This window comes from Serratia sp. OLAL2 (assembly GCF_002752475.1).
Lineage (GTDB): Bacteria > Pseudomonadota > Gammaproteobacteria > Enterobacterales > Enterobacteriaceae > Serratia > Serratia bockelmannii.
In genome coordinates this window covers 132429-155877 of record NZ_MSTL01000021.1, presented here as the reverse complement: position 1 = coordinate 155877, position 23449 = coordinate 132429, and the positions used below count along the sequence as shown (strand labels likewise).

The 23449-nt window shown below is 60.2% G+C and carries 24 protein-coding genes; 21 read left to right on the top strand and 3 right to left on the bottom strand.

What is annotated here, in order from left to right; genetic code table 11:
* Positions 1-26: 26 nt before the first annotated feature.
* Positions 27-1217, bottom strand: coding sequence for an NO-inducible flavohemoprotein (gene hmpA, locus BVU99_RS23995; RefSeq protein WP_043138113.1), 1191 nt, complete (start codon positions 1215-1217; stop codon positions 27-29).
* Positions 1218-1574: 357 nt separating this feature from the next.
* On the opposite strand from hmpA, the gene glyA reads away from it, so the two are divergent.
* The gene (gene glyA, locus BVU99_RS23990; protein WP_025303922.1) at positions 1575-2828 is read left to right on the top strand and encodes a serine hydroxymethyltransferase; all 1254 of its coding nucleotides are present in this window, start codon (positions 1575-1577) and stop codon (positions 2826-2828) included.
* Positions 2829-2984: 156 nt separating this feature from the next.
* A complete protein-coding gene (locus BVU99_RS23985) occupies positions 2985-4130 on the top strand; it encodes a 3-phenylpropionate MFS transporter (RefSeq protein WP_025303921.1) in 1146 nt (381 codons plus the stop codon).
* On the opposite strand, the gene csiE is transcribed toward BVU99_RS23985, so the two are convergent.
* Positions 4131-5396 carry a stationary phase inducible protein CsiE gene (gene csiE, locus BVU99_RS23980; protein ID WP_099816859.1) on the bottom strand — a complete coding sequence of 422 codons (1266 nt, stop codon included), beginning with the start codon at positions 5394-5396 and terminating at the stop codon, positions 4131-4133.
* A gap of 182 nt (positions 5397-5578) precedes the next feature.
* Between csiE and BVU99_RS23975 the strand changes: the two genes are divergently transcribed.
* Positions 5579-6214: a DUF1007 family protein gene (locus BVU99_RS23975; RefSeq protein WP_028127507.1), complete on the top strand. Its 636-nt coding sequence runs from the start codon at positions 5579-5581 to the stop codon at positions 6212-6214.
* Entirely contained in the window at positions 6205-7227 is a 1023-nt protein-coding gene (locus tag BVU99_RS23970; protein WP_025303918.1) for a nickel/cobalt transporter, read from the top strand. The genes BVU99_RS23975 and BVU99_RS23970 overlap by 10 nt, the downstream gene beginning before the upstream one ends.
* A gap of 56 nt (positions 7228-7283) precedes the next feature.
* On the opposite strand, the gene suhB is transcribed toward BVU99_RS23970, so the two are convergent.
* On the bottom strand, positions 7284-8087 hold the full coding sequence (suhB, locus tag BVU99_RS23965; protein WP_025303917.1) for an inositol-1-monophosphatase: 804 nt from the start codon (positions 8085-8087) through the stop codon (positions 7284-7286).
* Positions 8088-8206: 119 nt separating this feature from the next.
* Here suhB and trmJ point away from each other — a divergent pair, with 119 nt between their 5' ends.
* The 17 genes from trmJ (at position 8207) to hisS (ending at position 23437) form a co-directional block, all read left to right on the top strand.
* Positions 8207-8941: a tRNA (cytosine(32)/uridine(32)-2'-O)-methyltransferase TrmJ gene (gene trmJ / locus BVU99_RS23960; RefSeq protein ID WP_025303916.1), complete on the top strand. Its 735-nt coding sequence runs from the start codon at positions 8207-8209 to the stop codon at positions 8939-8941.
* A 193-nt stretch (positions 8942-9134) separates the two neighbouring features.
* Entirely contained in the window at positions 9135-9629 is a 495-nt protein-coding gene (iscR, locus tag BVU99_RS23955) for a Fe-S cluster assembly transcriptional regulator IscR (protein ID WP_004941404.1), read from the top strand.
* A gap of 54 nt (positions 9630-9683) precedes the next feature.
* Positions 9684-10898: a cysteine desulfurase gene (iscS, locus tag BVU99_RS23950; RefSeq protein WP_016929764.1), complete on the top strand. Its 1215-nt coding sequence runs from the start codon at positions 9684-9686 to the stop codon at positions 10896-10898.
* 24 nt (positions 10899-10922) lie between these two features.
* The gene (gene iscU, locus BVU99_RS23945; RefSeq protein ID WP_004941408.1) at positions 10923-11309 is read left to right on the top strand and encodes a Fe-S cluster assembly scaffold IscU; all 387 of its coding nucleotides are present in this window, start codon (positions 10923-10925) and stop codon (positions 11307-11309) included.
* 54 nt (positions 11310-11363) lie between these two features.
* Positions 11364-11687: an iron-sulfur cluster assembly protein IscA gene (iscA, locus tag BVU99_RS23940; RefSeq protein WP_004941410.1), complete on the top strand. Its 324-nt coding sequence runs from the start codon at positions 11364-11366 to the stop codon at positions 11685-11687.
* A 62-nt stretch (positions 11688-11749) separates the two neighbouring features.
* Entirely contained in the window at positions 11750-12271 is a 522-nt protein-coding gene (hscB, locus tag BVU99_RS23935) for a co-chaperone HscB (RefSeq protein WP_025303915.1), read from the top strand.
* Between the two features lie 32 nt (positions 12272-12303).
* The gene (hscA, locus tag BVU99_RS23930; RefSeq protein ID WP_025303914.1) at positions 12304-14154 is read left to right on the top strand and encodes a Fe-S protein assembly chaperone HscA; all 1851 of its coding nucleotides are present in this window, start codon (positions 12304-12306) and stop codon (positions 14152-14154) included.
* Positions 14155-14156: 2 nt separating this feature from the next.
* Positions 14157-14492 (top strand): ISC system 2Fe-2S type ferredoxin, encoded by a 336-nt coding sequence (gene fdx / locus BVU99_RS23925; protein ID WP_004941417.1) that lies wholly within the window; start codon positions 14157-14159, stop codon positions 14490-14492.
* Between the two features lie 32 nt (positions 14493-14524).
* Positions 14525-14725, top strand: a complete 201-nt coding sequence (gene iscX, locus BVU99_RS23920) for a Fe-S cluster assembly protein IscX (protein ID WP_006327336.1) — start codon at positions 14525-14527, stop codon at positions 14723-14725.
* 83 nt (positions 14726-14808) lie between these two features.
* Positions 14809-16104: an aminopeptidase PepB gene (gene pepB / locus BVU99_RS23915; RefSeq protein WP_043138092.1), complete on the top strand. Its 1296-nt coding sequence runs from the start codon at positions 14809-14811 to the stop codon at positions 16102-16104.
* Positions 16105-16192: 88 nt separating this feature from the next.
* Positions 16193-17023 carry an enhanced serine sensitivity protein SseB gene (gene sseB / locus BVU99_RS23910; protein WP_089181693.1) on the top strand — a complete coding sequence of 277 codons (831 nt, stop codon included), beginning with the start codon at positions 16193-16195 and terminating at the stop codon, positions 17021-17023.
* Positions 17024-17185: 162 nt separating this feature from the next.
* Positions 17186-17611, top strand: a complete 426-nt coding sequence (gene ndk, locus BVU99_RS23905) for a nucleoside-diphosphate kinase (RefSeq protein WP_004941424.1) — start codon at positions 17186-17188, stop codon at positions 17609-17611.
* 236 nt (positions 17612-17847) lie between these two features.
* Positions 17848-19044, top strand: coding sequence for a bifunctional tRNA (adenosine(37)-C2)-methyltransferase TrmG/ribosomal RNA large subunit methyltransferase RlmN (locus tag BVU99_RS23900; RefSeq protein WP_004941426.1), 1197 nt, complete (start codon positions 17848-17850; stop codon positions 19042-19044).
* A gap of 98 nt (positions 19045-19142) precedes the next feature.
* Positions 19143-19892: a type IV pilus biogenesis/stability protein PilW gene (pilW, locus tag BVU99_RS23895; RefSeq protein ID WP_049209609.1), complete on the top strand. Its 750-nt coding sequence runs from the start codon at positions 19143-19145 to the stop codon at positions 19890-19892.
* The gene (gene rodZ / locus BVU99_RS23890; RefSeq protein WP_025303910.1) at positions 19882-20856 is read left to right on the top strand and encodes a cytoskeleton protein RodZ; all 975 of its coding nucleotides are present in this window, start codon (positions 19882-19884) and stop codon (positions 20854-20856) included. Before pilW ends, rodZ begins: the two co-directional genes overlap by 11 nt.
* 45 nt (positions 20857-20901) lie before the next feature.
* Positions 20902-22023 (top strand): flavodoxin-dependent (E)-4-hydroxy-3-methylbut-2-enyl-diphosphate synthase, encoded by a 1122-nt coding sequence (gene ispG / locus BVU99_RS23885; protein ID WP_016929756.1) that lies wholly within the window; start codon positions 20902-20904, stop codon positions 22021-22023.
* A gap of 139 nt (positions 22024-22162) precedes the next feature.
* A complete protein-coding gene (gene hisS / locus BVU99_RS23880; RefSeq protein ID WP_025303909.1) occupies positions 22163-23437 on the top strand; it encodes a histidine--tRNA ligase in 1275 nt (424 codons plus the stop codon).
* Positions 23438-23449 lie beyond the last annotated feature (12 nt).

The window sequence follows — 23449 nt, the reverse complement described above, 5'->3', positions numbered from 1 at the left end:
GGTCTGACGGCCGCGCTCCGCAAGCATTACAGCACCTTATGCGGGCCGAAGCATTCGTAGTGGATGCGTTCGGCCTCTACCCCCATCTCCAGCAGCTGTTTGCCCACGAACTGCATGAAGGCCACCGGGCCGCAGAAGTAATAGTGCATCTGCGGATCGGCCAGGCTGCCTTGCAGCGCGCTCAAATCCATCAATCCGCGGCTGTGGTAGTCGCGGCCTTCCACGTCATCGGCACCCGGCTCGCGGTACCACACATGGCGGCTCAGATTTGGCATACGGCCGGCAATATCCGCTACCTCATCGGCAAAGGCGTGTACGCTGCCGTTTTCCGCCGCGTGCAGCCAGTGGACCTGCGCCTGATGTTGGCTGTCGTGCAGGGTGTTGAGCATGCCGAGCATCGGGGTTTGGCCGACGCCGGCGGAGATCAGCGCCACCGGCGTGGTCGGCGCCACGTCGAGGAAGAAGTCGCCGTGCGGCGGGGCGATGTCGATCACGTCGCCTTCCTGCGCCTGCTGGTGCAGGTAGTTGGACACTTTCCCCTGATCTTCGCGCTTCACCGCGATGCGGTAGAACTCGCCGTTTGGCGAGGTGGTCAGCGAGTACTGGCGAATTTCCTGATGCTCCAGGCTGTCGTGCTTGATGTAGACCGCCAGGTATTGCCCCGGTTTGAAGTCCGCCACCCGGCCGCCGTCCACCGGCGCCAGCACGAAGCTGCAGATCACGTCGCTCTGCGGCTGTTTCTTCAGGATGCGGAATGCGCGCAGATCGCGCCAGCCGCCGTTGTCGGTTTCGCTCTGCTGATAAATCTGCTCTTCACGCTGGATAAATACGTTGGCCAGCACACCGTAGGCCTTGCCCCAGGCGTCCAGGACTTCCTGGCCCGGGCTGAACATTTCGTCCAGCGTCGCCAGCAGGTGACCGCCGACGATTTGGTACTGCTCCGGCTGGATATTGAAGCTGGTGTGCTTCTGCGCGATGCGCTCCACCGCCGGCAGCAGCGCCGCCAGGTTCTCGATGTTGGCGGCGTAGGCGCAGATGGCGTCGAACAGCGCTTGACGCTGATCGCCGTTGCGCTGGTTGCTCATGTTGAAAATATCTTTCAATTCCGGGTTATGCGCGAACATGCGATCGTAAAAGTGGGCGGTCAGCTTCGGCCCGGTCGCAGCCAGCAGGGGAATGGTGGATTTTACGGTGGCGATGGTTTGGCTATCCAGCATGGAAGCGCTCCTTAGGTTAGGATCTTGACGATAATTGTAATGATGTATTTTAAATGCATCTTATTGGGTTCCGCGTCGCTTGTAAATACCCTTGTTTTCGTTGCGGTGTTCTTCGGGCGTCGATCGCGCTCACAGAACATGAAAAAAGCGCATTGTTCGCATGAGGAAATGTCCGTTGATAAACGGCGGCATTTAGCGGATCAAAGCCTTGCGCCACCTCATGCCAATCGTTTGCGTAAAAACCTCTGTCAAGACCTATCTTCGGTGGGGCGAAACGGTTTACACTGTGGCCCAGAACCCAAACGGGTAGTTATTTGGTGATTTTTTAGTTAGCTGATTTAAGTCAGGAGATGCCGGATGTTAAAGCGTGAAATGAACATTGCCGATTACGATGCGGAACTGTGGCGTGCCATGGAGCAGGAAGTGGTGCGTCAGGAAGAGCACATCGAGCTGATCGCGTCTGAGAACTACACCAGCCCGCGCGTGATGCAGGCTCAGGGTTCCCAGCTGACCAACAAATACGCTGAAGGCTATCCGGGCAAGCGTTACTACGGCGGCTGCGAATACGTGGATATCGTTGAGCAGCTGGCTATCGATCGTGCCAAAGAATTGTTCGGCGCCGATTACGCCAACGTGCAGCCGCACTCCGGCTCCCAGGCTAACTTCGCCGTGTACACCGCGCTGCTGCAGCCGGGCGACACCATTCTGGGCATGAACCTGGCGCACGGCGGCCACCTGACCCACGGTTCCCCGGTTAACCTGTCCGGCAAACTGTATAACGTGGTGCCTTACGGCATCGACGACAAAGGCCAAATCGACTATGACGATCTGGCCAAACAGGCGCAAACCCACAAGCCGAAAATGATCATCGGCGGCTTCTCCGCTTACTCCGGCGTGGTTGACTGGGCCAAAATGCGCGAAATCGCCGACAGCATCGGCGCTTACCTGTTCGTCGACATGGCGCACGTGGCTGGCCTGATCGCCGCCGGCGTGTATCCAAACCCGGTACCGCACGCGCACATCGTCACTACCACCACCCACAAAACCCTGGCGGGTCCGCGCGGCGGCCTGATCCTGGCGAAGGGCGGCGACGAAGAGCTGTACAAGAAGCTGAACTCCGCCGTGTTCCCTGGCGGCCAGGGCGGCCCGCTGATGCACGTGATCGCCGGCAAGGCGGTGGCGCTGAAAGAAGCGATGGAGCCTGAGTTCAAGGTTTACCAGCAGCAAGTGGCGGTCAACGCCAAGGCGATGGTGGACGTGTTCCTGCAGCGCGGCTACAAAGTGGTCTCCGGCGGCACCCATAACCACCTGTTCCTGCTGGATCTGGTCGATAAAAACCTGACCGGTAAAGAAGCGGACGCCGCCCTGGGCCGCGCCAACATCACCGTCAACAAAAACAGCGTGCCGAACGATCCGAAGAGCCCGTTCGTCACCTCCGGCGTGCGTATCGGCACCCCGGCCGTCACCCGTCGCGGCTTCAAAGAAGCCGACGTGCGCGAACTGGCCGGTTGGATCTGTGATGTGCTGGACAACATCAACGATGAAGCCACCATCGAACGCACCAAGAAGAAAGTGCTGGATATCTGCGCCCGCCTGCCGGTTTACGCATAATCCCGCTTTTGCCTGATAAAACCCGCTGCGGCGGGTTTTTTTGTGGCCGCTCGCGGTAAACTGTGAGCTGTCTGGCACTCTAACGCATTGAAGCGGAATGAAGATTGCGGGGCGGTGTGAGCTCTGTCAAAGTATTGCCCTCACTCCGGAGGGATCATGGTTCTGCAATCCACGCGTTGGCTCGCGCTCAGCTATTTCACCTACTTCTTTTCCTATGGCATCTTCTTACCGTTCTGGGGCGTGTGGCTGAAAGGCGAAGGCATCGCGCCGGAAACCATCGGCATATTGCTCGGCGCCGGTTTGGTGGCCCGCTTCCTCGGCAGTTTACTGATTGCACCCCGCGTTAAAGATCCCTCTCATTTAGTCTCCGCCCTGCGCCTGCTGGCGCTGCTGACACTGGCTTTCGCGGTTGGCTTCTGTTTCGGCAACGGCTGGGGCTGGCTGATGCTGGTGATAGCGGGGTTCAACCTGTTCTTCTCGCCGCTGGTGCCGCTGACCGACGCGCTGGCCGCCACCTGGCAAAAGCAGATCCGCATGGACTATGGCCGAGTGCGGCTGTGGGGCTCGCTGGCGTTCGTCATCGGCTCGGCGCTGACAGGGCAGCTGGTGGCGGTGTGGGGCCATAACGCCATTCTCTACAGCCTGATCTTCAGCGTGCTGGCGATGCTGCTGGGCATGTTGCTGAAGCCGAGCGTCATGCCGCAGGGCGAAGCGCGCACCCACAGCGATACCGAACGTTCGCTGTGGGCACTGCTGAAAGAAGGGCCGGTCTGGCGCTTCCTGTTGTGCGTCACGCTGCTGCAGGGGGCGCACGCCGGCTACTATAGCTTCGGCTCCATTTACTGGCAGGAGGCGGGCTATTCGGCCTCGACCATCGGCTATCTGTGGTCGCTGGGCGTGGTGGCGGAGGTGATTATTTTCGCCAGCAGCAACGTGCTGTTCCGCCGCTGGAATGCGCGCAACCTGCTGTTGCTCTCCGCCTGCTGCGGCGTGTTGCGCTGGAGCCTGATGGCCTACAGCACTGAGTTGGGCTGGCTGCTGCTGATCCAGATCCTGCATTGCGGCACCTTCACCGTCTGCCATCTGGCGGCGATGCGCTTTATCGCCGCGCGCCAGGGGCAAGAGGTGATCCGGCTGCAGGCGGTGTATTCGGCGCTGGCGATGGGCGGCGGTATTGCCGTCATGACGGTCATTGCCGGGTTCCTGTTCGAACATTGGCAGGGCGGGGTTTTCTGGGTGATGGCGGCGGTCGCGGTGCCGGCCTTGTTCATCCGGCCGCCGGCGGTCAGCGTCAGCCGCTGATTAAGGCGCTTCCAGCAGCGCGCGGATGGCCTGGCGCTGCCGGGTTTCCAGCGGCAGTTCGGTATAGATCAACGGCGGGTGCGGATCGCTGTGCACCGCCGCATAAGGGGTGATCACCAGCATGACGCCCTGCGGCGCTCCGCCGCGCAGATAGTCGCTCAACGGCAGATACTTGATGTTCAGCGGCAGCAGCGTGAGCTCGCGGATCTGGTATTCCACTTCCTCTTCCAACTGCGGGTTATCCAGCGTCAGCAGCAGCACCTGTTTCTCCTGCAGCGCGTTGTCCTGCATCAGCCAGGCGCCGAAGCTGATGGCCACCAGGCCCGCCTCCTCGTTGGAAAAATGCACGCCGTATTCCTGTTCCAGCGGTATCAGCGCTTCCTGCGTGGTACGCATTAGCCGCGGGTATTTGCGCACCACTTCTTCCAGCAGCATATTGTCGATGCCGATGGCGAAACGGCAGCGCTCCAGCGCCGGCGCCAGGTGGGCGAACAGCTGGCTGACCAGCTCCGTCTTGCTGCTGAAGGCCATGCCGGAGAGTTGCTGGAAACGCTCGACCATGCTGTCGATCGCCGCCATCAATCTCTGCTCTTGCGCCGAGTCATTGCTGTGGTAGCTGTGATTTTTCAACATGGTGAAGGTCAGCGCCAAAAAATCGCGCTCGTCTGCCTGCGGCGGCTGGTTAAACAGTCGGTTGCAGGCCTGATGCAGCCAAGCGGCGGCCTGCTGCTCCGGCTTTTGCCGCAGCCAGTCGCGTTGAACGGCGTCGAAATGCGGATGGCGCTGCAGGCGATTTTGCCAGGCGCAGTAGAGCAGGTAATGCTGCAGGAATTGGCGGTCGCGCGCGTCAAAGTAGCGGCTGAGCAGTGGCTCGCAGGCGTCGATCGCTTGAGCCAGCGCAGACGCTGGGGCGGCATCGGCCGCCAGCGCGTGCCGCAGGCGCGGGGCGAAATCGTCTTCGACGAACCGCGGGCTGCAGCGCAGGGCCCGTCGCAGCCAATGGATCAGACACAGGCGTTGGTTGAGCGCGCTGCCCCGCAGTTGGTAGCCATGGTCGGGATCGACGGCGATCTCCAGGTGATGGAAACGCTGGATTTCACTGGCCACCTCGGCTATATCTTGCCGGGTTATCGGGGGGGCGACGCCGTTGATTCGGCTTAGGGTCTCCAGCTGTAACTCGGGCTCCGGCGTGTACAGCATCAGCAGCAGATGGCAGCGCCGTTGTTGTCCGGAGAGCGCGGGCACGGGAGAGGTGTCCAGGCTCATTATCACCTTCCGGCATAAAAGGTTGCGATTATGCCTAAGCATAGCAAAAGGCTTTGTGCCGGCAGGGTTAACGCGCGGCTTTTACTTCGGCTTACAACTTTCGTCACAAATATCGCCGGCGGAGGCGGGCCGTTCGGCAGTTATTTATGTTACGTTATAACAAATATGGGTAAGGCAGGATAATGATGAAGTTACGTCGACTTTTGGCTGCCTTTGGCGCCGTGTTCAGCGCCGGTGCGATCGCGCATCCGCACAGCTTTATCGACATGAATACCACCTTCGTCGCCAAAGACCAGCGGCTGGTTGGCCTGAAAATGGTGTGGGTGATGGATGAAATCACCTCGGCGGATCTGCTTTACGATGCGAAAAACGCCAAGAGCGATTCGGAAGTGTGGAAAAAGCTGGCGGCGGAAGTGATGGCCAACGTGCTGGGGCAGCACTATTTCACCGATCTTTACCGCGACGGCAAGCCGGTGAAATATCTGAACTTGCCCAGCGAATATCACCTGTCGCGCCAGGGCAATCAGGCGGTGCTGGAGTTCGTGCTGCCGTTGGCCGAACCGCAGCCGCTGGCGGGCAAGCCGTTCGAACTTTCTACTTACGATCCGACTTATTTCGTGGATATGACCTATAAAGACCAAAATGCACTGCATCTGCCGCCGGAGATGGCGCAGCAGTGCAGCTACAAGCTGATGACGCCGCAGCCGAATGCGTCGCTGCAGGCCTATGCGCTGTCGCTCGACAAGAACGACTCGCCCGGCGAAGACCTGGCGCTGGGGCAACAGTTCGCCCAGCGGGTGACGCTACAATGTCGTTAAATCTCTCGCAACCGACGACGAGCCGGCGTCACTGGGCCTTCGGCCTGTGGCCGCTGCTGCCGTTCACACTGGTGCTGGCGGCCGCCGCGCTGCTGGCGTGGCACTATTGGCCGCAGCTGCTGATGCAGAGCGTGGTGTGGCAAAAAGCGCTGCACCAGCAGATGGCGGGGCTGTTGCAGCAGGTGAAGGCCGCGCCGCAGCAGGCCGGGTTGGCGCTGATGCTGTTCAGCCTCGGCTATGGCGTCTTGCATGCGCTCGGCCCCGGCCACGGCAAAGTGGTGATCGCCACCTATCTGGCTACCCATCCGGCGCGGCTGAAAAGCAGCCTGAAGCTGACCTTCGCGGCTTCGCTGGTGCAGGGCGGGGTGGCGATCGCGCTGGTCACGCTGATGCTGGTGGTGTTACAGCTCTCTTCGCGCCAGCTGCACCAAAGCAGTTTCTGGCTGGAGAAGGGCAGCTTTATTCTGGTGATGCTGCTTGGCGTGCTGCTGAGTTGGCGCGCGCTGAAACGCCTGTTTGCGGCGATCAAGGCGATGCGCCCGGCGCCGGCGCTGCGCATCAACAGCCTGACGCCATTGGCGGCGGATCATGTGCACAGCGCCAATTGCGGCTGCGGCCACCGGCATCTGCCGAGCGACAGCGAGCTGCAGGCGGGAAGCGACTGGCGCACTCAGGCCGCCATCGTGCTGGCGATGGGCATGCGTCCCTGTTCGGGGGCGATTTTAGTGCTGCTGTTCTCCAAGGTGATCGGCGTGTTCGGTTGGGGAGTGATCTCCGCGCTGGCGATGGCGTTCGGCACCTCGTTGACCATCTCCATGCTGGCGCTGCTGGTGCATTACAGCCGCCGGCTGGCGGTGCGCCTCAGCCGTTCGCGCGCGCCCGCCGCCTGGAGCGCGGTGGCCTGGGGCTCGCTGGCGCTGGCAGGCGGTCTGATTCTGTTGGCCGCCGGGCTGTTGCTGTACGTCAGCGCGCAGCCGGAATTCGGCGGCGGCATCCGCCCCTTCTCCCGCTAACGGGCATAAAAAAAGCGCTGCATCGGCAGCGCTTTTTTTCGATTCGCTTCTGGCGATTAACGCTTCAGCGCTTCGCTCAGTTCTTCACGCATGGTGGCCAGCATGGCTTTCACCACGCGTGGGTTACCTGCGACCAGGTTACCTGAGCTGAAGTGGTTGTGGCCGCCGACGAAGTCGGTCACCAGGCCGCCGGCTTCACGCACCAGCAGCTCGCCCGCGGCGAAGTCCCACGGCTTCAGGCCGATCTCGAAGAAACCGTCTACGCGGCCGGCGGCCACATAGGCCAGATCCAGCGCGGCGGAACCGGTGCGACGGAAGTCTGCGCACTGGGTGAACAGCTTGCCGACGATGTTGATGTAAGGCGTTGCGTGCTGTTTGACTTTGAACGGGAAGCCGGTCGCCAGGATGGTGCCATCCAGATCTTTGGCGTTGGTACCGCGCAGGCGGTAGCCGTTGAGCTGTGCGCCCTGACCGCGCGTGGCGGTGAACAGTTCGTTGCGCATCGGATCGTAAACCACGGCCACTTCAGTACGGCCTTTGATGCGTACGGCGATGGAAACGGAGAAATGAGGGAAACGTTTGATGAAGTTTGCAGTGCCATCCAGTGGATCGATCACCCATTGCACATCGCGATCTTCGCCGATCAGCTCACCGCGTTCTTCGCTCACGATACTGTGTTGCGGATAAGACTTGCGGATGACGTCGATGATCAGATGCTCTGCATCGCGATCGACGTTGGTGACGAAGTCATTGGTCCCTTTCTGGCTCGCTTCTACAGCGTCCGGGGTTTCGTAGTTTTTGGCAATCAGGTTACCGGCCTTGCGCGCAGCGCGCACGGCGATAGTCAGCATCGGATGCATGGGTATCTTCCAACTAGGATGTTAAAGAACAGGAAACGGCGCGAAGTATAGCAGCTGTTCGGCAAATTGCCTACGGCTGTGTTAAGATGCTGCGATTTTCCGCCACGCTCAGAGTTTGTATGCTGCACAATATCCGCATTGTTCTGGTAGAGACTTCACATACCGGCAACATGGGCTCGACCGCCAGAGCCATGAAAACCATGGGTTTAACCAACCTTTATCTGGTTAATCCGCTGATCAAACCCGATTCTCAGGCCATCGCCCTGGCCGCCGGCGCCAGCGACGTGATCGGCAACGCCACTATCGTCGATACCCTCGATGACGCCATCGCCGGCTGTAGCCTGGTGGTGGGCACCAGCGCACGTTCTCGCACCTTGCCGTGGCCGATGCTGGAGCCGCGTGAATGCGGCGTGCGCGCGGTACACGAAGGCGAACACGCGCCGGTGGCGCTGGTGTTCGGCCGCGAACGCGTCGGGCTGACCAACGATGAATTGCAGAAGTGCCACTACCACGTCGCCATTCCGGCCAACCCGGACTACAGCTCGCTGAACCTGGCGATGGCGGTGCAGATCCTGGCGTATGAAGTGCGCGTGGCTTACCTCGATCGCCAACAGGCGGGCGCGCCGCAGCTGGAAGAGACGCCGTATCCGCTGGTGGATGACCTCGAGCGTTTCTATCAGCACCTGGAGCAGACGCTGCAGCGCACCGGCTTTATTCGCCCGTCCCATCCGGGCCAGGTGATGAGCCGCCTGCGCCGGCTGTTCACCCGCGCGCGCCCGGAAGGGCAGGAGCTGAATATCCTGCGCGGCATGCTAACCTCGATCGAGAAACAGGATAAACATCAAGGTAATTAATTGATGTGGCATAACGGTGGGCGACAATAGTATTAGTTATCCAAAGGTTATAACATGTATTTTATATACCTTTGTTCTTGCTAAGTTCAAAACGTGCTAATACTTGAGTCAATTACTAGGTTAAATAGTTGACTGTTTTACTCAGGAATGTCAGACTTTCGGCCATATTTGACCAACAGGTAACCATTGAGCTATGAGACTGACATCCAAAGGCCGTTATGCCGTAACCGCTATGCTTGACGTAGCGCTGCATTCCCAGGAAGGGCCGGTGCCACTGGCGGACATTTCCGAACGCCAGGGTATTTCGCTCTCTTATCTGGAACAATTATTCTCCCGTCTGCGCAAGAATGGCCTGGTGGCCAGCGTGCGCGGTCCGGGCGGTGGTTATCTGCTGGGTAAAGACGCGGGTGAGATCGCCGTTGGCGCTGTCATCACTGCCGTCGATGAATCGGTAGATGCAACCCGTTGCCAGGGCAAAGAAGGCTGTCAGGGCGGCGATCGCTGCTTGACCCACGCCCTGTGGCGCGATCTGAGCGAGCGCATCAGCGGGTTCCTGAACAACATTACGCTGGCAGAACTGGTCAATAACCAGGAAGTGCTGGTGGTGGCGGATCGTCAAAACAACGATACGCGCCGCACGGCCAACGGTCGTCCGCAAGAAACTATCAACGTTAATCTGCGCGCATAAGCAGCTGGCGAAATTATTTTAGTTTTTGGAAGTGATGTACGGAGCACAAGAGCAATGAAATTACCGATTTATCTGGATTACTCAGCAACGACGCCGGTTGACCCGCGCGTTGCTGAGAAGATGATGCAGTTTTTGACCCTGGACGGCACTTTCGGCAACCCGGCTTCCCGTTCCCACCGTTTCGGTTGGCAGGCGGAAGAGGCGGTAGACATCGCCCGTAACCAAATCGCCGAACTGGTGGGCGCCGACCCACGCGAAATCGTCTTCACCTCCGGGGCGACCGAATCCGACAACCTGGCGATTAAAGGCGCTGCCAATTTCTACCAGAAAAAAGGCAAGCACATCATCACCAGCAAAACCGAACACAAAGCCGTGCTGGACACCTGCCGTCAACTGGAGCGCGAAGGGTTTGAAGTGACCTACCTGGCGCCACAGAGCAACGGTATCATCAGCCTGCAGGATCTCGAAGCGGCGCTGCGCGATGACACCATCCTGGTCTCCATCATGCACGTCAACAACGAAATCGGCGTGGTGCAGGACATCGAAGCGATCGGTGAAATGTGCCGTGCGCGCGGTATCATCTACCACGTTGACGCCACCCAGAGCGTGGGCAAACTGCCTATCGATCTGAGCAAGCTGAAAGTCGACCTGATGTCGTTCTCCGGCCACAAAATCTATGGTCCGAAAGGCATCGGCGCGCTGTACGTGCGTCGTAAGCCGCGCATCCGCATCGAAGCGCAGGTGCACGGCGGCGGTCACGAGCGCGGCATGCGTTCCGGTACCCTGCCTGTCCACCAGATCGTCGGCATGGGCGAAGCTTACCGCATCGCCAAAGAAGAGATGACCGAAGAGATGGCGCGTCTGCGCACCCTGCGCGATCGTCTGTGGAACGGCGTGAAAGATATGGAAGAAGTGTATCTGAACGGCGATCTGGAGCACGGCGCACCGAACATCCTGAACGTCAGCTTCAACTACGTTGAAGGCGAGTCGCTGATCATGGCGCTGAAAGACCTGGCCGTTTCTTCCGGTTCAGCCTGTACCTCCGCCAGCCTCGAGCCGTCCTACGTGCTGCGCGCGCTGGGCATGAGCGATGAATTGGCGCACAGCTCGATCCGTTTCTCCCTGGGGCGTTTCACCACGGAAGAAGAGATCGACTACACCATTCAACTGGTGCGTAAATCCATCGGCCGTCTGCGCGATCTGTCCCCACTGTGGGAGATGTTCAAGCAGGGCGTGGACATCAACAGCATCGAATGGGCGCATCATTAATTCTCAGGTTTCAGGAGCAAGGTCATGGCTTACAGCGAAAAAGTAATCGATCATTATGAAAACCCACGTAACGTGGGTTCTTTCGACAACGAAGATCCTACCGTCGGCAGCGGCATGGTAGGGGCGCCGGCTTGCGGCGACGTGATGAAGCTGCAAATCAAGGTTAACGATGAAGGCATCATCGAAGACGCGCGCTTTAAAACTTACGGCTGCGGTTCCGCCATCGCCTCCAGCTCGCTGGTGACCGAATGGATGAAAGGCAAGTCGCTCGATCAGGCTGAAGCGATCAAAAACACCCAGATCGCCGAAGAGCTGGAATTGCCGCCGGTCAAAATTCACTGCTCGATCCTGGCTGAAGACGCCATCAAAGCAGCGATTGCCGACTATAAGAGCAAGCATAGCGCCAAGTAATTTGTCTGAATCGGCCCGGCCGCGCCGGGCTTTGATGTGAAGTGTGAGGTTGTGATGTCTATTACCATGAGCGACAGCGCTGCGCAGCGTGTTCAGGCGTTTTTGACGAACCGCGGCAAGGGTCTCGGCCTGCGTCTGGGAGTGCGAACTTCCGGCTGCTCCGGGATGGCCTATGTGCTGGAATTTGTTGACGAAGCCAACGATGACGACATCGTGTTTGAAGACAAAGGCATCAAGGTGATCATCGACGGCAAGAGCCTGGTCTACCTTGACGGCACCGAGCTTGATTTCGTTAAGGAAGGCCTGAACGAAGGCTTCAAGTTCAACAACCCGAACGTCTCAAGCGAGTGCGGCTGCGGCGAGAGTTTCAACGTCTGACAGTCCATCGTGCTCCCCCGTTTCGGCGGGGGAACTTCATCCGCTAACGCCCAGAGCACGCTATGGATTACTTTACTTTATTCGGGCTGCCCGTTCGCTACACCGTGGACGGCAGCCTGCTTGCGTCCCGCTTCCAGGATCTGCAGCGCCAATTCCACCCCGATCGTTTCGCCAACCAGCCGGAGCGCGAACGCCTGATGGCGTTGCAGCAGGCGGCGACCATCAACGAAGCCTACCAGTCGCTGAAGCACCCGTTAAAACGCGCGGAGTATATGCTATCTTTGCACGGCTTCGATCTGGGCAACGAACAGCATACGATGCGCGACACCGCCTTTCTGATGGAACAGCTGGAGCTGCGTGAAGAGCTCGACGCCATTGAGCGCAAGCCGGAGGCGGAAAGCCTGCTGGCCGATTTCGGCGCGCGGCTGGCCTCCTCCATCAAGCAGCGCAGCGCGCTGATGCTGCAGCAGTTGGACAGTGAACAGTGGGCGGATGCCGCCGACACCGTGCGCAAGCTGCGCTTTTTGGACAAACTCCAGCAACAGGTTGAACAACTCGAAGAAAAACTGCTGGGTTTTGAGTAACACCTTCTGATTCTGATTGTGGAAGCTTCAACATGGCCTTATTACAAATTAGTGAGCCTGGCCTCAGCGCCGCGCCGCACCAGCGACGCCTGGCCGCCGGCATCGACTTAGGCACCACCAACTCGCTGGTCGCCACGGTGCGCAGCGGGCAAGCGGAAACGCTGGCCGACGATCAGGGACGCCATTTGCTGCCTTCGGTGGTGCATTATCAGGCGGACGCGCAGCGCGTCGGCTGGGATGCGCGCCAACAGGCGGCGCAGGATCCGGCCAATACCGTCAGCTCCATCAAACGCATGATGGGTCGTTCGTTGGCGGACGTGCAGCAACGTTACCCGAACCTGCCGTATCAATTTCAGGCCAGCGACAACGGCCTGCCGCTGATCGTCACCGCCGCCGGCCCGGTTAACCCGGTTGGCGTCTCCGCCGATATCCTGCGGGCTCTGTCCGCGCGCGCGCAAGCGGCGCTGGAAGGCGAGCTGGATGGCGTGGTGATCACCGTTCCCGCTTACTTCGACGACGCGCAGCGCCAGGGCACCAAAGACGCGGCGCGTCTGGCCGGCCTGCACGTCCTGCGCCTGCTGAACGAACCGACCGCGGCGGCGATCGCCTACGGGCTGGATTCCGGCCAGGAAGGGGTGATCGCGGTTTACGATCTGGGCGGTGGCACCTTTGATATCTCCATTCTGCGCCTCAGCCGCGGCGTGTTCGAAGTGCTGGCCACCGGCGGCGATTCCGCGCTGGGCGGCGACGATTTCGATCACCTGCTGGCCGACTGGCTGCGCGAGCAGGCCGGCGTGGCCGATCGCAGCGATCACGGTGTGCAGCGCCAACTGCTGGACGCCGCCATCGCCGCCAAAATCGCGTTGAGCGATGCCGACAGCGTGTGCGTTGAGGTAGCCGGCTGGCAGGGCGAGGTGACCCGCGCCCAGTTCGAAGCGCTGATCGCTCCGCTGGTGAAACGTACGTTGATGGCCTGCCGCCGCGCGCTGAAAGATGCCGGCGTCGCCGCCGACGAGGTGCTGGAAGCGGTGATGGTCGGCGGTTCCACCCGCGTGCCGCTGGTGCGTGAGCAGGTGGGGGCCTTCTTCGGCCGCACGCCGCTGACGTCGATCGATCCGGATAAAGTGGTCGCCATCGGCGCCGCGATCCAGGCCGACATCCTGGTGGGCAACAAGCCGGACAGCGACATGCTGCTGCTGGACGTGATCCCGCTGTCGCTGGGCCTGGAAACCATGGGCGGTCTGGTGGAGAAAGTGATCCCGCGCAACACCACCATTCCGGTGGCGCGCGCGCAGGAGTTCACCACCTTTAAAGATGGCCAGAGCGCGATGATGATCCACGTGCTGCAGGGCGAGCGCGAGCTGGTGCAGGATTGCCGTTCGCTGGCGCGCTTCACGCTGCGCGGCCTGCCGCCATTGCCTGCCGGGGGCGCGCACATTCGCGTCACCTTCCAGGTGGATGCCGATGGTCTGCTGAGCGTCACCGCGATGGAGAAATCCACCGGCGTGGAAGCCTCGATCCAGGTCAAGCCGTCATATGGTCTGTCGGACAGCGAAATCGCCGGCATGATCAAGGATTCGATGGCCAACGCGCAAAGCGACGTGGGCGCGCGCAAGCTGGCGGAGCAACGCGTGGAAGCCGCGCGGGTGCTGGAAAGCCTGCAGGGTGCGCTGGCCACCGACGCCGCGCTGCTGAGCGAGGCGGAAAGCCAGGCGATCGCCGCCGCGACCCAGGCGTTGCAGCAGGCGGCGCAGGGTGAAGATCCCGCCGCTATCGAAGACGCCATCAAAACATTAGATGCACAAACGCAAGATTTTGCCGCGCGCCGCATGGACGCTTCCATTCGCCGCGCGCTGGCTGGCCATTCTGTGGATGAGGTTTAACCATGCCTAAAATTGTTTTCCTGCCCCATCAAGACCTTTGCCCGGAAGGGGCGGTTCTGGAAGCCGAAAAAGGGGAGTCGATCCTCAACGTTGCGCTGCGCAACGGCATTGAAATCGAGCACGCCTGCGAGAAATCCTGCGCCTGCACCACCTGCCACTGCATCGTGCGTGAAGGCTTCGATTCGCTGGAAGAGAGCAGCGAGCTGGAAGACGACATGCTGGACAAAGCCTGGGGGCTGGAGCCGGAAAGCCGTCTGAGCTGCCAGGCGCTGGTCGCCGACGAAGATCTGGTGGTCGAAATGCCGCGCTACACCGTCAACCACGCGCGTGAGCATTAATTGTTAGCCGCAGCGTCAACCCGGAGATCATAATGGGACTGAAATGGACCGACAGCCGTGAAATCGGCGAAGCCCTGTACGACCAATACCCGGACACCGATCCGAAAACCGTGCGTTTTACCGACATGCATCAGTGGATCTGCGATCTCGAAGAGTTCGACGACGATCCGCAGGCTTCCAACGAAAAAATACTGGAAGCGATCCTGCTGGTCTGGTTAGATGAAGCGGAGTAAATAGCGTAACGGGCTGCCATGGGCGGCCCGTTTATTTTGTATCCGACAAGATTAATAAAAGAATAATCCGGAGTAAGAAGGCTATGACAACAGAATTCATGCAGGTCACGCTGTCGCAACAACCTGCCGACGCCCGCTGGGGCGAGAAAGCGCTGCTGAGCACCAACGGTGAAGGGATGACCATCCACCTGACCGGGGCCGACAAGCTGGGCGCGATCCAGCGCGCGGGCCGCAAAATTGATGGCCAGGGCATCAAAAACGTCAAGCTGGCCGGCGACGGTTGGGATTTGGAAAACAGCTGGGCGTTCTGGCAAGGCTATCGCGGGCCGAAAGGGCAGCGCAACGTCGAATGGGCTGAACTGCCGGAAGCCGCGCGTCAGGAGCTGGATAAGCGCCTGAAGATCGTCGACTGGGTGCGTGACACCATCAACATGCCGGCGGAAGAGCTGGGGCCGGAGCAACTGGCGACCCGCGCTGTCGATCTGATGTGCGACGTCGGCTGCGATGCCGTCAGCTACCGTATCACCAAGGGCGAAGATCTGCGCGAGCAGAACTATGCTGGCATCCACACCGTCGGCCGCGGTTCCGAACGCCCGCCGGTGCTGCTGGCGCTGGACTTCAACCCGACCGGTAACCCGGACGCGCCGGTGTTCGCTTGCCTGGTCGGCAAGGGCATCACCTTCGATACCGGCGGTTATAGCCTGAAACAGAGCGCCTTTATGGATTCGATGAAGGCTGACATGGGCGGTGCGGCCACCATCACCGGCGCCCTGGCGCTGGCGGCGGCGCGCGGCTTGAAGCAGCGCGTGAAGCTGTACCTGTGCTGCGCCGACAACATGGTCAGCGGCAACGCCTTCAAACTGGGTGACATCATTCGCTACCGCAACGGCAAAACCGTTGAGGTGATGAACACCGATGCGGAAGGGCGCCTGGTGCTGGCCGACGGCCTGATCGACGCTTCTGAGCAGGATCCGCAGCTGATTATCGACTGCGCCACCCTGACCGGCGCGGCCAAAACCGCGGTGGGCAACGACTACCACGCCCTGTTCAGCTTCGACGATGCGCTGGCGCAGGAACTGTTGAGCAGCGCCGCCGCCGAGCAAGAGCCGTTCTGGCGTTTGCCGCTGGCCGAGTTCCACCGTAGCCAGCTGCCGTCCAACTTCGCCGAGCTGAACAACGTAGCCGGCCCGGCCTACACCGCCGGCGCCAGCACCGCGGCGGCCTTCCTGTCGCACTTCGTCAAGAATTACCAACAGGGCTGGCTGCACATCGACTGCTCCGCCACTTACCGCAAAGGCGCGGTGGATCAGTGGTCGGCCGGCGCGACCGGTTTGGGCGTGCGTACCTTGGCCAACCTGCTGCTGAGCAAAGCCAAATAATTGAACGCCCGCCGCATCGGGCGCTAGAATGCGCATTATCTTCGGGGCCCAGCATGCTGGGCCTCGCTATTTGATCCTGGAGTTTGCCATGAGTGCCCATCATCACGATGCCGCCCCGAGCGAGAACGAACTTGAACGCCTGCTGAAGCTGGCGGTGACGGAGCCGGCCCACCGCCCGGCGTTCTTCCGTGAACTGCTCGAGGCCACGGTGCTGATCCTCGGCGACAGCGAACAGGTGCAGCAGGACGGCGACATCACGCTGAACGCGGATACGCCGGTCAATATCCAGCATTGGGAAAAGCAGGACGGCGGCAGCATCATTCCGTTCTTCACTTCGCTGGAAGCACTGCAGAAGGCCGTTGAGGACGAACAGCCGTTCATCGCCATGCCGGCGCGGGTGTTGTTCGAAATCACCCAGGGCGCGGATCTGTTCCTCAACCCGAAGGCGGAGTACGGCAAAGAGTTCTATCCGGAAGAGGTGGCGATGCTGTTGGCGACCGGCGGCGTCGTCAAACCGGTGGAGCATTACGTCGATAAAGAGACCCAAATCCTGCTGGGGCAGCCCGAGGAATATCCGTCGGCGATGGTGGATGCGTTGACCACGCTGTTCAGCCAGCGCAAACCGGTGCGCCGCGCGTTTCTGGCGCTGATGCATGACCAGGCGGCGGACGAGAAGCCGAATCTGCTGGTCGGACTGGAAGTGGACGCCGAGCCGGCGGAGATCGAGGCGCTGATCAACGAGGCCGGCAGCGTCGCCAGCGAAACGGCGCCGAACGACGAACCAGTGGATTTCTGCCTGGTGTCGGAGAACGAGCGCGGCATCAGCCACTATCTGATCTCCCATACGCAGCCGTTTTATCAGCGCCGCTGGGGCAGTTGGCTACGCAATTTGATCCCGTCTACCGACAAGACCCAGTAGCGCCGCCGCGTGGTCGAAAATGCCCCATGAAGATCATATTTTTTTAATGAAATGTTGATTTTCCCGTAGGCAAGCGTTAACGGCGCACATATAATCTGCGCCACTTGAGAAGGCCGGCAACATTGCAGACCGGCCTGTTTTGGAAGTCATACAGAGGCCATCATGACCGTAGAACGTACCTTTTCCATCGTTAAACCAAACGCTGTAGCCAACAACGACATCGGCGCTATCTACGCGCGTTTCGAGCGCGCCGGTTTCAAAATCATCGCCGCTAAAATGCTGCGTCTGACTCGCGAACAAGCTGAAGGCTTCTACGCTGAGCACAAAGGCCGTCCATTCTTCGACGGTCTGGTCGAATTCATGACCTCTGGCCCAATCATGGTGCAGGTTCTGGAATCTGAAAACGCCGTGCAGCGCAACCGCGACATCATGGGCGCAACCAACCCGGACAACGCACTGGCCGGCACCCTGCGCGCCGACTACGCGGACAGCTTCACCGCTAACGCCGTTCACGGTTCCGACTCCGTTGAATCCGCACAGCGCGAAATCGCTTACTTCTTCAACGAAAGCGAAATCTGCGCACGTTAATCGCGCGTTTCTGAGCTGATAGCCAGGCATTCACCGGCTGAAACAATAAAAATGCCCTGAATGCCTTTCAGCCGTAGCCACCCGCTACTAAAATTTGTACAATGCCGCGCCCCTGATAAGACGACTTGTCAGGGGCGTGTTTTTAGTGCCGCCACCCGAATCATGCGGGCTGAAATGCACAACTTACTGTCCATTCTTTAGCGCCATAACGTGTAATAACGAGGCCAGAGATCATTATGTTAGAACCCATCACGTCCGAGCACACCGTGTCTGAAAATAATTCGCTGACTACCCCCTCCGTTAACGTGGAGCAACCGGCTGCGGCCAAAATCAACCTGCTGGATCTGAACCGCCAGCAAATGCGCGAGTTCTTCGCCGAAATGGGCGAGAAGCCGTTCCGCGCCGATCAGGTGATGAAGTGGATTTACCACTACTGCTGCGACGATTTCGAGCAGATGACCGACATCAACAAAGTCCTGCGCGGCAAGCTGCAGCGCGTGGCGGAAATCCGCGCGCCGGAAGTGGCGGAAGAACAGCGTTCGGCCGACGGCACCATCAAGTGGGCGATTAAAGTCGGCGATCAGCAGGTCGAAACCGTGTACATCCCGGAAGCCGACCGCGCGACGCTGTGCGTCTCCTCGCAGGTAGGCTGCGCGCTGGAGTGCAAATTCTGTTCGACGGCGCAGCAGGGCTTCAACCGCAACCTGCGCGTGTCGGAAATCATTGGCCAGGTGTGGCGCGCGGCGAAAATCATCGGTGCGCTGAAGGTGACCGGCCAACGCCCGATCACCAACGTGGTGATGATGGGCATGGGCGAGCCGCTGCTCAACCTGAACAACGTGGTGCCGGCGATGGAAATCATGCTGGACGACTTCGGCTTTGGCCTGTCCAAACGCCGTGTGACCCTGTCTACCTCCGGCGTGGTGCCGGCGCTGGACAAGCTGGGCGACATGATCGACGTGGCGCTGGCTATTTCGCTGCACGCGCCGAACGACACCATCCGCGATGAGATCGTGCCGATCAACCGCAAATACAACATCGAGACCTTCCTGTCCGCGGTGCGTCGCTATCTGGAGAAATCCAACGCCAACCAGGGCCGCGTGACCGTCGAGTACGTGATGTTGGATCATATCAACGACAGCACCGACGATGCGCATCAGCTGGCGGAAGTGCTGAAAGACACGCCGTGCAAGATTAACCTGATCCCATGGAACCCGTTCCCGGGCGCCCCCTACGGCCGCAGCTCCAACAGCCGGGTGGATCGTTTCTCCAAGGTGTTGATGGAATACGGCTTTACGACTATTGTTCGTAAAACCCGTGGTGACGATATCGACGCCGCCTGCGGGCAACTGGCGGGTGAAGTGATCGACCGTACCAAGCGTACCCTGAAGAAGAAAATGGCCGGGGAACCTATCAACGTACGGGCGGTCTGAATCCTATAGCACCATTTTTTGTTATCTAACAGCCTGTTATGCGCAAGCATGTCGCTGGCGGGCGTTAGCTGACGGCCGATAAGGAAATGAATGCGGGCATGAAGCTGAAACTGTGGGGTATGTGGCTGGCGGCCGGGTTGTTGGCCGGGTGTTCCGGTTCAGCGCCGGAAAAGGAAGCACAGGTCGCTGAGGCGGGCCAGACGCGGTTGCAACTGGGCCTGGAGTACCTGCAGCAAGGCGACATGGACGCCGCGCGCCAGAACCTGGAAAAGGCGCTGGACGCGGCCCCGCAGGATTACCGCACGCAGTTGGGCATGGCGCTCTACGCGCAGCGGAACGGTGAAAACGCCGAGGCCGAACAGCGTTATCGGCAAGCGCTCAAACTTGCGCCGGGCAATGGCACCGTATTGAATAATTACGGTGCGTTTCTTTGCGGTTTAGGGCAGTATGTACCGGCGCAACAGCAGTTTAGCGCTGCGGCGCTGGTGCCCGATTATGGCCAGGTCGCCGACAGCCTGGAAAACGCAGGTTACTGTTTTCTCAAGGCCGGACAAAACGATGAGGCGCGCACGCTGTTGAGCCGCGCGCTAAAAGTCGATCCGGACAAAGGCACTCCGCTGTTGGCGGAGGCCGAAAAGCAATTTGGAGAAGGGAAGCGCGCCCAGTCGCAACTTTTATTGGATGTTTATCAGCATGTTCTGCCGGCCAGCGCCAGCAGCTTATGGTTACAGATTCGTTTCGCCGCGTCAGCCGGCCGCCAGGATAGCGTTCAACGCTATGGCAAGCAGCTAGCGCGAAGTTTTCCACAATCCAAACAGTACCAGCAGTTCTTAGCTAATGAATACTGAAGCCTCCCAAGATAAAACCGTATCCATGACGACGGGCCAGCGCCTGCGTCAGGCCCGTGAGCAACTCGGGCTGAGCCAACAGACCGTTGCAGAACGCCTGTGTCTCAAAATGTCCACCGTGCGCGATATCGAGGAAGACAGCGTGTCTGCTGACCTCGCGTCCACCTTCGTGCGCGGCTACATCCGTTCCTACGCCAAGCTGGTGCATCTGCCGGAAGACGAACTGCTGCCGATGCTGGCCAAGCAGGCGCCGTTGAAGATGGCGAAAGTGGCGCCGATGCAAAGCTTCTCGCTGGGCAAGCGCCGCAAGAAACGCGACGGCTGGCTGATGAGCTTCACCTGGCTTATCGTGTTCGTGGTGATCGGCCTGACCGGCGCTTGGTGGTGGCAAAACCACAAGGCGCAGCAGGAAGAGATCGCCACCATGGCCGATCAATCCTCGGCGCAGCTTTCACAGAATAACGAAGGGCAGTCCGTGCCGCTGACCGACGGCAATGCCGACGCCGGCACCAACGTGCCGTTGGTCGACAACAGCGCTACGCCGGCTGATACCGGCGCAGCGGCTCAGACGCCTGCGGCGACCGCCCAGGCGCCGAGCGCGGCCCAGCAGCAGCCTGCCGTGGTGTCGCCAAGCCAGACAACCCTGCCGGAAACCGCGCCGGCGGCACAAGCGCCGTTGCCGACCGCCGATGCGGGCGTGGCTGCGCCGGCGGCCGATCCGAACGCGCTGGTGATGGATTTCTCCGCCGACTGCTGGCTGCAGGTGACCGACGCGAGCGGTAAAACGCTGTTCAGCGGCACCCAGAAGCAAGGTGGCAAGCTGAACCTGACCGGCACTGCGCCGTATAAACTGACCATCGGCGCGCCGGCGGCAGTTCAGATCCAGTATCAGGGTAAACCGGTTGATTTAAGCCGGTTCGTTAAGTCAAACCGTGTTGCTCGCCTGACCGTCGCCGCGCAGTAATCGCGCGGCTGGTCGTGATGTCAGAGCAGCAATGGAGAGTAAGTAATGCATAACCAAGCGCCCATCAACCGTCGAAAATCTACACGCATTTACGTCGGCAAGGTGCCTATTGGTGATGGCGCGCCGATTGCCGTGCAGTCGATGACCAACACCCGTACCACCGATGTTGAAGCAACGGTTAATCAGATCAAAGCGCTGGAGCGCGTGGGCGTCGACATCGTCCGCGTTTCGGTTCCTACCATGGACGCCGCCGAGGCGTTCAAACTGATCAAGCAGCAGGTCAACGTGCCGCTGGTCGCCGATATCCACTTCGATTATCGCATCGCGCTGCAGGTTGCCGAATATGGCGTAGACTGCCTGCGCATCAACCCGGGCAACATCGGCAACGAATCGCGCATTCGCTCGGTGGTGGACTGCGCCCGCGACAAGAACATCCCGATTCGCATCGGCGTCAACGGCGGCTCGCTGGAGAAAGACCTGCAGGAAAAGTACGGCGAACCTACGCCGGAAGCGCTGTTGGAATCCGCCATGCGCCACGTGGACATCCTCGATCGTCTCAACTTCGACCAGTTCAAGGTCAGCGTCAAGGCGTCGGACGTGTTCCTGGCGGTGCAATCCTACCGCTTGCTGGCGTCGCGCATCGATCAGCCGCTGCATCTGGGCATCACCGAAGCCGGCGGCGCGCGCAGCGGGTCGGTCAAATCGGCCATCGGCCTGGGCATGCTGCTGTCTGAAGGCATCGGCGATACCCTGCGCATCTCGCTGGCGGCGGATCCGGTTGAAGAAGTGAAGGTCGGTTTCGACATTCTGAAGTCGCTGCGCATCCGCGCGCGCGGCATCAACTTCATCGCCTGCCCGACCTGTTCGCGTCAGGAGTTCGATGTGATTGGCACGGTGAACGCGCTGGAGCAGCGCCTGGAAGACATCATCACGCCGATGGACGTCTCGATCATCGGTTGCGTGGTGAATGGCCCGGGCGAAGCGCTGGTGTCCACCATGGGCGTGACCGGCGGCCACAAGAAGAGCGGCTTCTATGAAGACGGCGTGCGCCAGAAAGAGCGTTTCGACAACGAACAGATGATCGACCAGCTGGAAGCGAAAATTCGCGCCAAGGCCGCGATGATGGACGAAAGCAACCGCATCACGGTCAACCTGCTGGAAAAATAAGCGTTATCGCTACACGGCGGGCCAGTTGGCCCGCTTGTTTATGAGCCTGAAGGGCAGAAAACCGCATCCGCGTTGAATACCGGGCGGCAAAGTCCCTATAATCGGGTTCATTTTTACAGACAACGGACAGAGAACTCACGTGGCAAAGAACATTCAAGCCATTCGCGGCATGAACGACTACCTGCCGGAAGAAACGGCATTATGGCAGCGTATTGAAGGCACCCTCAAGCAGGTGCTGGGCGGCTACGGTTACAGCGAAATCCGGTTGCCGATTGTAGAGCAGACCCCGTTATTCAAACGCGCGATCGGCGAAGTGACCGACGTCGTGGAAAAAGAGATGTATACCTTCGAAGACCGCAACGGCGAAAGCCTGACGCTGCGTCCGGAAGGGACGGCCGGCTGCGTGCGCGCCGGCATCGAACATGGTCTGCTGTACAATCAGGAACAGCGTCTGTGGTACATCGGCCCGATGTTCCGCTACGAGCGCCCGCAGAAGGGCCGCTATCGCCAGTTCCATCAGCTGGGCGCAGAAGTGTTCGGCCTGCAAGGCCCGGATATCGACGCCGAGTTGATCCTGCTGACCGCCCGCTGGTGGAAAGCGCTGGGCATCGCCGAGCACGTCAAGCTGGAGCTGAACTCCATCGGTTCGCTGGAGGCGCGCGCCAACTACCGCGACGCGCTGGTGGCGTTCCTGGAGCAGCACGTCGAGGTGCTGGACGAAGACTGCAAACGCCGCATGTACAGCAACCCGCTGCGCGTGCTGGACTCCAAGAATCCTGAGGTGCAGGCGCTGTTGAACGACGCGCCGCGCCTGTCCGAGTACCTGGATGAAGAATCCCGTGCTCACTTCGCCGGTCTGTGTGAACTTTTGGCGCAGGCAGGTATCCCATATACCGTTAACGAGCGCCTGGTGCGCGGTCTGGATTACTACAACCGCACCGTGTTTGAGTGGGTGACCACCAGCCTGGGCGCGCAGGGCACCGTCTGCGCGGGCGGCCGTTACGACGGCCTGGTCGAGCAATTGGGCGGCCGCGCCACCCCGGCGGTCGGTTTCGCCATGGGCCTCGAGCGTCTGGTGTTGCTGGTGCAGGCGGTCAACCCGGAATTCAAGGCGCCGTCGGCTATCGACGTATACGTCATCTCTTCCGGCGCGGGCACCCAGAGCGCGGCGATGCAGCTGGCTGAACAGGTGCGCGACGCGGCGCCGCAGCTGAAGCTGATGACCAATTACGGCGGCGGCAACTTCAAGAAACAGATCACCCGTGCGGACAAATGGGGCGCGCGCATCGCGCTGATCCTGGGTGAGAGCGAAGTGGCGGCGCAGCAGGTGGTGGTGAAAGACCTGCGCAGTGGTGAACAAGAAACGCTGGCGCAAAGCGAAGTCGCTGCGCGTCTGGCTTTGATGTTAGGTTAAGGAGAAGGACAC

Excerpts from the sequence above, each read along its gene's own strand:
- hmpA (WP_043138113.1), bottom strand. The coding sequence starts at position 1,217 with ATGCTGGATAGCCAAACCATCGCCACCGTAAAATCCACCATTCCCCTG.
- glyA (WP_025303922.1), top strand. The coding sequence starts at position 1,575 with ATGTTAAAGCGTGAAATGAACATTGCCGATTACGATGCGGAACTGTGG.
- BVU99_RS23985 (WP_025303921.1), top strand. The coding sequence starts at position 2,985 with ATGGTTCTGCAATCCACGCGTTGGCTCGCGCTCAGCTATTTCACCTAC.
- csiE (WP_099816859.1), bottom strand. The coding sequence starts at position 5,396 with ATGAGCCTGGACACCTCTCCCGTGCCCGCGCTCTCCGGACAACAACGG.
- BVU99_RS23975 (WP_028127507.1), top strand. The coding sequence starts at position 5,579 with ATGATGAAGTTACGTCGACTTTTGGCTGCCTTTGGCGCCGTGTTCAGC.
- BVU99_RS23970 (WP_025303918.1), top strand. The coding sequence starts at position 6,205 with ATGTCGTTAAATCTCTCGCAACCGACGACGAGCCGGCGTCACTGGGCC.
- suhB (WP_025303917.1), bottom strand. The coding sequence starts at position 8,087 with ATGCATCCGATGCTGACTATCGCCGTGCGCGCTGCGCGCAAGGCCGGT.
- trmJ (WP_025303916.1), top strand. The coding sequence starts at position 8,207 with ATGCTGCACAATATCCGCATTGTTCTGGTAGAGACTTCACATACCGGC.
- iscR (WP_004941404.1), top strand. The coding sequence starts at position 9,135 with ATGAGACTGACATCCAAAGGCCGTTATGCCGTAACCGCTATGCTTGAC.
- iscS (WP_016929764.1), top strand. The coding sequence starts at position 9,684 with ATGAAATTACCGATTTATCTGGATTACTCAGCAACGACGCCGGTTGAC.
- iscU (WP_004941408.1), top strand. The coding sequence starts at position 10,923 with ATGGCTTACAGCGAAAAAGTAATCGATCATTATGAAAACCCACGTAAC.
- iscA (WP_004941410.1), top strand. The coding sequence starts at position 11,364 with ATGTCTATTACCATGAGCGACAGCGCTGCGCAGCGTGTTCAGGCGTTT.
- hscB (WP_025303915.1), top strand. The coding sequence starts at position 11,750 with ATGGATTACTTTACTTTATTCGGGCTGCCCGTTCGCTACACCGTGGAC.
- hscA (WP_025303914.1), top strand. The coding sequence starts at position 12,304 with ATGGCCTTATTACAAATTAGTGAGCCTGGCCTCAGCGCCGCGCCGCAC.
- fdx (WP_004941417.1), top strand. The coding sequence starts at position 14,157 with ATGCCTAAAATTGTTTTCCTGCCCCATCAAGACCTTTGCCCGGAAGGG.
- iscX (WP_006327336.1), top strand. The coding sequence starts at position 14,525 with ATGGGACTGAAATGGACCGACAGCCGTGAAATCGGCGAAGCCCTGTAC.
- pepB (WP_043138092.1), top strand. The coding sequence starts at position 14,809 with ATGACAACAGAATTCATGCAGGTCACGCTGTCGCAACAACCTGCCGAC.
- sseB (WP_089181693.1), top strand. The coding sequence starts at position 16,193 with ATGAGTGCCCATCATCACGATGCCGCCCCGAGCGAGAACGAACTTGAA.
- ndk (WP_004941424.1), top strand. The coding sequence starts at position 17,186 with ATGACCGTAGAACGTACCTTTTCCATCGTTAAACCAAACGCTGTAGCC.
- BVU99_RS23900 (WP_004941426.1), top strand. The coding sequence starts at position 17,848 with ATGTTAGAACCCATCACGTCCGAGCACACCGTGTCTGAAAATAATTCG.
- pilW (WP_049209609.1), top strand. The coding sequence starts at position 19,143 with ATGAAGCTGAAACTGTGGGGTATGTGGCTGGCGGCCGGGTTGTTGGCC.
- rodZ (WP_025303910.1), top strand. The coding sequence starts at position 19,882 with ATGAATACTGAAGCCTCCCAAGATAAAACCGTATCCATGACGACGGGC.
- ispG (WP_016929756.1), top strand. The coding sequence starts at position 20,902 with ATGCATAACCAAGCGCCCATCAACCGTCGAAAATCTACACGCATTTAC.